This window comes from Bartonella sp. MR110HLJHH (assembly GCF_042194225.1).
Taxonomy (GTDB): Bacteria; Pseudomonadota; Alphaproteobacteria; order Rhizobiales; family Rhizobiaceae; genus Bartonella; species Bartonella grahamii.
The window spans coordinates 1-7,666 of sequence record NZ_JBHIMQ010000024.1 but is presented as its reverse complement, the minus strand read 5'-3'; the positions used below and the strand labels follow the sequence as shown (position 1 = coordinate 7,666).

6 protein-coding genes are annotated in these 7,666 nt (G+C 37.9%); all 6 read left to right on the top strand.

The features are described 5' to 3' along the window. Nucleotides 1-178 precede the first annotated feature (178 nt). The 6 genes from ACFIKB_RS08615 (at nt 179) to ACFIKB_RS08590 (ending at nt 7,570) form a co-directional block, all read left to right on the top strand. Nucleotides 179-277 (top strand): DUF2087 domain-containing protein, encoded by a 99-nt coding sequence (locus ACFIKB_RS08615; RefSeq protein ID WP_375645059.1) that lies wholly within the window; start codon nt 179-181, stop codon nt 275-277. A gap of 461 nt (nt 278-738) precedes the next feature. Further along, on the top strand, nt 739-1,893 hold the full coding sequence (locus ACFIKB_RS08610) for an MFS transporter (protein ID WP_375636689.1): 1,155 nt from the start codon (nt 739-741) through the stop codon (nt 1,891-1,893). A gap of 677 nt (nt 1,894-2,570) precedes the next feature. Continuing rightward, nucleotides 2,571-2,759 carry a hypothetical protein gene (locus tag ACFIKB_RS08605; protein ID WP_375653331.1) on the top strand — a complete coding sequence of 63 codons (189 nt, stop codon included), beginning with the start codon at nt 2,571-2,573 and terminating at the stop codon, nt 2,757-2,759. A 444-nt stretch (nt 2,760-3,203) separates the two neighbouring features. After that, nucleotides 3,204-3,677: a hypothetical protein gene (locus tag ACFIKB_RS08600; RefSeq protein WP_375653330.1), complete on the top strand. Its 474-nt coding sequence runs from the start codon at nt 3,204-3,206 to the stop codon at nt 3,675-3,677. A 719-nt stretch (nt 3,678-4,396) separates the two neighbouring features. After that, nucleotides 4,397-5,566 (top strand): MFS transporter, encoded by a 1,170-nt coding sequence (locus ACFIKB_RS08595; RefSeq protein WP_375653327.1) that lies wholly within the window; start codon nt 4,397-4,399, stop codon nt 5,564-5,566. Nucleotides 5,567-6,205: 639 nt separating this feature from the next. After that, a complete protein-coding gene (locus ACFIKB_RS08590; RefSeq protein ID WP_375636696.1) occupies nt 6,206-7,570 on the top strand; it encodes an MFS transporter in 1,365 nt (454 codons plus the stop codon). Nucleotides 7,571-7,666: the final 96 nt, after the last annotated feature.

The following is a 7,666-nucleotide window of genomic DNA, read 5'->3' as shown; positions in this document are numbered from 1 at the left end:
CCTTGCATTAAGACGGTTCATAAGAGCCATTTTTAGTCCTTTCTTATACAAATTTGATCCACACGCTCATCCCACTTATTATGTGCAAATAGTAGTTTTGATTGATTCAAGATAAACAGATTTGAAATGAGAGAATCTTACGTTATTCGGGACTCTCATTCAACATACAAAACAGTGAATTATCATTATAAATCAATGCATTGCACGATTACGACGCACTCTTGTTGAGAGGGGTTTTTTACAACGCCATGGAGGAAAATATCAACGCATGCGCTAAAAGAGAATGAATAACCTTCCACTAAAAAAATATAATTTCATTAAAAGGTTATAAAATCATTCATCTCATTCATATGTTGACAATCTATGGAGGGGTTAGTACATCCCCTTTATAAAGGATACAATGGAAAAGCAAGAATGCGGGGTGCCAATTGGTTATCAAATAGGATTAGAAACAGTCAAAATCACCAGAAGAAGATATGGGATCAAGGTCTCAATGATCTTACTGATTATTGCGCAAACATCAGGAAACAGTGTTGTTACTCAACCCAAATCATGCTCGATATTTCTAAAAACATCGTAGACAAACAAAAAATAACATTCTTGCAGTGGACTGACTGATGAATTGATAAAGAGACTATTTCAACGAAATGTGCACAGCGGAAACAGGGCTGACAAAACTTCCTCAACAGATACAACAAAATGTATTTGATCATTTAACGACACTTCTATGGAAATTCCATGGGCAAAAATAAAATTCCTTTTTTCATCTATAGCACAGTTTTTCTTTCTGAATTTTCCTTTTTCTTTGTACTCCCTCTGATTGGAAACTCTTCTCTCATAACTGCTGCCAATGTTGCGTTTTATCTCTCTGGGTCGGTAATCCTTGAAAGCATTCTCATGGTAACCACAACAAGTTTATTAGAAAGACTTTCTCGTAAACTCTTAATGGCTACCGCCTTTATTTTAAGGAGTAGCGCTTTTGTATGCGTTATCCTATCGCTCATGCCTTCTGCATGGTTGACCTTTTTTACCTTAATGGCTTTTTCGAAAGCAATTTCAAAGCCATTTTTGAGAGAAATTTTATCAGAACATCTCAAGGGAAGTGCTCTTAAGCGCGCATTAACTCTCTATTCGTTTTTTCAAAACGCTGCGGTCGTTATTGCCCCTCTTGTTGCAATGATTGCCATAAAATATAACGCATCAACTTTTTTAATGGCTTTTTTTGCACTCCTTGGTTTGTATCTTTGTGTTCTATCTCTCAAAATTGTTTATCATTACCCGCATAAAACATTATCTCTTGAAAAGGATAAAAAAACAAAAAAAGCTCTTCTTTTTTCTTTAAAAACAATAATACATAATCGTTCTATTGCTTATTTGCTGGTCACGGCTTTGCTTTGTACATTTCTCATGGGAATTTTCATCACCACCACAACACTTCTCAATAAATTTGACAGCAATCTCGCCCCTTATAGTGGAATTTTCTTTTCAATTGTTGGCATCAGCATTTGTATCTGGCAGGGAGTAATCAATAAACATCTCACCCTTTCCGATAAAGCAACTTTTTATCTGCTCTGTTTTATGGGAAGTTTCTCCTCATTTTTCCTCATGGGTGGGGTCTTTACCGCTGTAACCGCATTAATTGCCTACAGTGTCTATGAATCTGTCATGGTTCCAGAAATATATTATCAAGCAGGGAAAACAACCGTATCCCTCTCTGCCAGTGTTCTTTTTAGTTATATTCTTGTTGTTTCAAATATTGGCCAAGCCGCCGGCTCATGGACAAGTGGATGGATCATCAGCTATTTCAACAGTCATATCGCTTTCATCTTTTGCATGATTGTTGGTGCCTCCGCCTTTGCCTCTTGCCTGTGCCTCATACAAACTAAAAAATAAGCAGCTTCCATGTCACATATCATTTTTGAAAACCAGTAGCACAACAAGAGCACCCAAAACACTTCGCCATAAATCACTCAATTATGGGGCTATAACACACTCTGCGGCAAAGAACCTCAAAACGGTCTTTAAAGATTGTTCTGTAAGCCCTATTGCCAATTGCCTCACAGCTTAAAGGATTATGGAGCGGATTTTTGTTTTCCCATGAAGTTTGTCACCTTTTTAAAATAACATATTATCCATTCGCCTCTATGGTTGATCTTGAGACTTTGAATTCAGCTATCGAAGAATTTTCTATCGATACCATCATATGCCTACCAAGTTTTGCGGATAAACTTATTACCATATCTTGAGAAAAAAATTAAATCTCTCAAAAAACCTATTTTCTCTTGGAGAAGCCTTTCAAGCTTAAATCTGTGTTGAAAATAAAAGACATAATCCCTGAATTGCATATTAAGCCTCTTAGCTTTACCACCCAAGAAACTGGTCCAATAGGATTCCAGTGTTACAAGATTGCCAATGTTTTTTAGACAAACAGTAATGTTTACATTTTATAGGACACATTCAAGCGAAAACACATCCTGAAAATGATGCCTAAAAACAATGAATGAAGAGTATCCTTTTTTATCCTGATGATGCTTCATTACTTGAGCGCATCACAGGTGAGAGTGTTCATATTGCATAGGATCAATCATATAACTGTGGAACACCACGAACATACCTTACACCTGAAAGGAAGAACACCAACCTTTTATAATATTATGGGCGCTTTAACTTCTATTCACGATTTAACAAATGTCTTGAATCTTCAAGATTGTACTCTTTCGGCAAAAGACCGTGCAACGCATTATCGTGAAAAAATTTGAACACGGGTGGATAGAGTTTTATTGTTCATTAATTCACCTGCACACCCTTAAAAGAAGCGCTCTTTTATCATCGCTCTCATCCTCTTATTTGATAAAAGAGGGTATCAATAAAGCGCAATTTTTCCATATTTGCTTTATGCGGAAATCTCAATTTGTTCGCTCCTCAAGCTCTGAAAAAATACCCCCCCCAAATAAAATCCTTTTTTCAAACTTCTCAATATCCTATAGTGCCTGATAGTGATTTAGTGGAAATTAAAAAAGCTAAGATTGCAACTTCCCACAAGCGTTCTTGCGCTTGATTGTTATTGCCCCCATACGCGCTTTTTCATTTTTTTCAACGTCCATCAACACAGTTGTCCTTGTCATAATCGCATTTTGAAGGGAATAAACAAACGATTTTTGCGGCTTTTTTCACCAAATAATTCCCATGAAGAGAAGATAGAGATGCATTTTGTACTGGAGGAAGCCTCAACCTTTGACTTGGCTAGACTTATAGAGGCAGCAGAAACGCTCGCACTTCACTTACACCTCCTCACCCACAATAAAGATCTCGATTTTTATGAACTGGATTATATTAAAAGCATGCATCTCAGTGTTATTGAACGCGATACATTTCATCATGCGGAAATGATAACCTATTGCCAAAATTTAAAAAACTTTAGTGGCATTCTCAATCTTACAGACACGTGGGCGACAAGTGTCAACGAAATCTCCGCCCAGTTGGGATATAAAACCCAAAATGCCTATGCGATAAATATCTGTAGAGACAAAGCTTGTTTAAGAAAAATCCTCTGTGAAAAAGGTCTCACAAAAGGACAAATAACTGTTATTGAAAGTGAGGCTTTCCAAGCCACACACAAGCTCTCCTATCCTGTCATTCTGAAAGACCCACAGGGAACAGACTCAAAAAACGTATAGTTTGCAGAAAATAAAACGGAATTTACCGCAATCATGGAATTTATAAAAAACCATACTTCCCTCAAAAAAAATCTCATTGAAACCTTCTTTACAGGCACACTCTACAGTGCTAAAACCATTAGCTATCGAGGGAAAATAAAGCTTCTCGCCCTCTCAAGCAGGGTCATGTCAGACATGCCTGACTTTAAGAGACTTGCAACAACTTTCCCTTAGACAAGAACATTGCACAATTACAGGGAATAGAAGAAGGGATTAAAAATATCCTAGCAGCTGTTTCCTATCATGGGGGCTTTGCACATACGGAATTTATCATCACTGAAGGGAACTTCTTTAAAGTTGTTGAATAAATCCACGCTTAAGAGGCGTGCAAATTGGTGAAGCACTCTGCCAAACTTTTAACACCAATATCTACAAAGGATTTTTAGAATGTGCACTAGGAAGAGAACCTAAATTATTTCAAAAAGAACTGATCCCCAAACCTTTATCGGTCAAGCACTTGTCTATGCAAAACAACAGATAAATTTCAGCAAATGCGCTTGCAACATGCAAGGAGCAAACAAACTATTCTCTACCCATTCCCTTACAGGGAAAAACCCTGAATTTGAGAGAGCAATCTGCGTGCGCTGACATTTTATTGACCTCAGAAACAAGTTCAGAAACGGCTCTGTTAAATGCACTTTCTTAAGCAAAAAAAGTAAATCTTGTGGTGGCAAAATAAAATGGTGCGTAAATTCTTCACTTTCAAGGCAAGCATAAAACTCATCCTCATAACAACTTTACTGAGCAATATTGGGATATTTATGGTTGTCCCTTTTTTGGCGATTTACTTAAATAAACTTAACTCTCTCAGTACAACAGAAGTTGGAATCATCATCGGAGTAGCTTTTTTGTGCAAAAAGGCAGGCTCTCTCTTAGGAGGGGTGCTCTCCGATTATGTCCATGTAAAAAAAACAATGCTTTTAGGTCTAGCAACACGAATCCCTGGCTATCTCATCATTGGTTTTACGCATAATTTTTATATCCTCCTCCTCTCTTGCGCCTTCATTGGTTTAGGAAGCAGTCTATACACTCCTGCTGCGAAATCTTTTTTAGTAAGAAATGTTTCGAGAACTGAAAAAGTGGATGCCTTAGCAACAAGATCAGTCTTTGTTAATATAGGGGTCTCTATCGGTCCCTTGCTTGGAATGTTGATTTTTAAAATGCTCCCCTCCTTATTATTTAGTTTCGTTGGATTGATCTTTTTTTTATTATTTCTTCTGAACTGCACCTTAAAAGAAAGCTCTAATACTAACAAATTGGACAAAATAAATTTTTCTGATTTTAGAAAGTTGCTCACCAACAAGACCATGCTTGGCGTTTCGCTTTTTATATTCTTGTTTACCTTTTTTTATATCCAACTCGAAAGCACCATACCTGTATTCAGTGATCAGGTTTTTGAAGGAAGTGCTACTTCTTTTATTTTTGTCTTGAATGCTCTCATCGTGATCTTTTTCCAAATGTCTGTTTCCAAATGGGCATGTAAAGAAAACTCCAAAACGCCCAAAGTATTATCCTTTGTTTTGTTTGGAATCTCATTCCTCCTCCTCCACGCTCTTGAGCATTCTTATTTTTACCTCTTCTTCGCGATCATCCTCTTTTCCTTTGCTGAAATCGTGATCTACATACGCCTCGATTATGAGGCCACAAATATAGATGAACGCTTAATCGCTAGCACATTTGGAATCATGAGCTTGTCCAGTGCTTTCGGAGGCATGGCAGGAAGTTATCTTGGCTCCCTCTTCTACAACCAAGAATTTTTTGGATTATCGGTTTGGCAGATCTTGAGTATTGCCTCTCTCAGTACCGCCCTCCTCTCTCTCCTCACACTCAAAAATTCAGCAAAAAGGTAAGTTGATGAAAAAGCATATTATCCTCTTCACCCCCCATCATGCCATGATTGATTGCACATCACTCAACGATATCGAGATGACAATTTCGGACAAACCTAAAAATACCCCCTTCTCCACTTATATGAAGCAAAACTCTCTCTTTCTTTTTGCTTATCATAATGTATCTTTTACGAAAAAAGATCATCAGCGCCATCCATAGCAAGAATAAACAGCCATAATCATCATAACATTGACGTTCTCATAACTTTGCCCCCAAAAGCTCTTCCACAAGCATCAGAATTGTCCAGACTTTAAAGGCTTAAAACATTATCATGGAAAAACAATGGAACGAATACAAAAATAAATACGCAATGCATTTATTCCTTTCTGATCATGCAGAGGATTCTCTCAAATTTTCAAACATGCAAAGTGAGTTGACGACGAATAGACTCCTCGATAAACTCATTGAGATCAGCTTAACTGATAGCTTCATTTTGGAGGAAGAGGGGTTGTACACAAGAGAAGCATTTGGGGACCATCAGCACTTCCAATCACATTCATCCCCATATTAAAGCCATCACAAACGGGTGTTCATTCTCAAAGTCTGTGATTTATGGGGTAGAACCAATATTTTAAAGAGTATCTGTAGGGAGCAAAATTATGCAAAAGGTGGATTCCTATACCAAATCAGAAAGGTATGTCATATATACCGTAATTATTTCCAGCATACTCCCCTTGCTGGACGGAAGCATTGTTAATGTCATCCTTCCAGACCTTGCTTTTTATCTTTCAGTAGAGGAAAATAATATACAATGGGTTGTAACATCCTATTTTCTTGCCACCGTGCCAGGATTGTTGATAGCAGCTTTTGTGCAAGGAAGAATAGGTATCAAAAGAACTTGGTTTCTTGCAAGCTTCATTTTTATGCTTGGATCACTGGGGGTAGGATTAAGCTATAATTTTCCAACCATTATATCTGCCCGTATCGTTCAAGGTTTCGGGACCGGTCTTTTGCTGCCCCTTAGCCAAACCATCATTGCCTTACAATTTGGACAGACACGAGTGCGCCAAGCCATGGGCACCATAGCCGTACCAACAGTTTTCGCTCCTGCCTTTGGTCCGCTGGTGGGTGCCTCACTTGCTCAGTATGTCTCTTGGCGTTTGTTATTTTTTATCAATATTCCGCTCATTTTATTGGCGCTCACCATTGGAGCGAAACACTTAAAGAGCAACGAAACAACAAAAACAAAATTTAACTTATTTGCATTTTTAGCGTTTTTCATATCGCTTATTTCATTTTTTTATCTCACAGAAGCCAGAAATATAAAGAACAACACCTCCGTATATATCCTAGCACTTATAGCGGTGATATCTCTCATATTGTTCATTGTTTCTAATCAGAAAGCAAAAAACAAATTAATCGTCTTTAGCGGATTTCAAAATGTGCGCTATACATTACTCATGATCATGGGGCTTGTTGCTTCATTTCTTTTTTATAGCTTCCTCGTTTATTTCCCACTAGCCGTTGCCATGGAACAAGCCCATGAAAATAGCCTTCTCATCATCGGCGCAGTCCTTGCTTTGCAAGGAGTGGGTGCATGGATCGGAAGGAAATTTATTTACCAAAAATGGAAAGAAAAATCTCCCTTTTTCATGATAGGAATTGGTTTGGTGATATCAAGCTTTGGATTATTATGCTTCGGCTATAATATAAGCATGGATGGGCTTGGATTCTTGCTAAGAGGCATAGGGCTTGGCATCACCACCATTGTCTGCCTTTCCGCCCCTATCCAATATGTCAACAGTTTATACGTCAAAGATACAGCAGTTATCACACGCATATTACAGCAAATAGGCGGAGCTTTGGGGGGTGTATTCGCTGGCTTTTTGATCCATTCGCTGACAGAGGAATATCTTTCCCTCAATCAAACATATCTCATATTCTTTATATTCTCTATCGCTGCATTTTTACTGTTTTGCCTCGCACTCTCCTTATCGCATAAAGAGAAGGGCTCCGATTTATGATATGCTTTGTTTGAACGCCTTATTCTATAACATTTCCCATTAGGTACATTTTTATATTTTCACGTTTTATCATGAGCGCAGTGTCATGTTCAGATG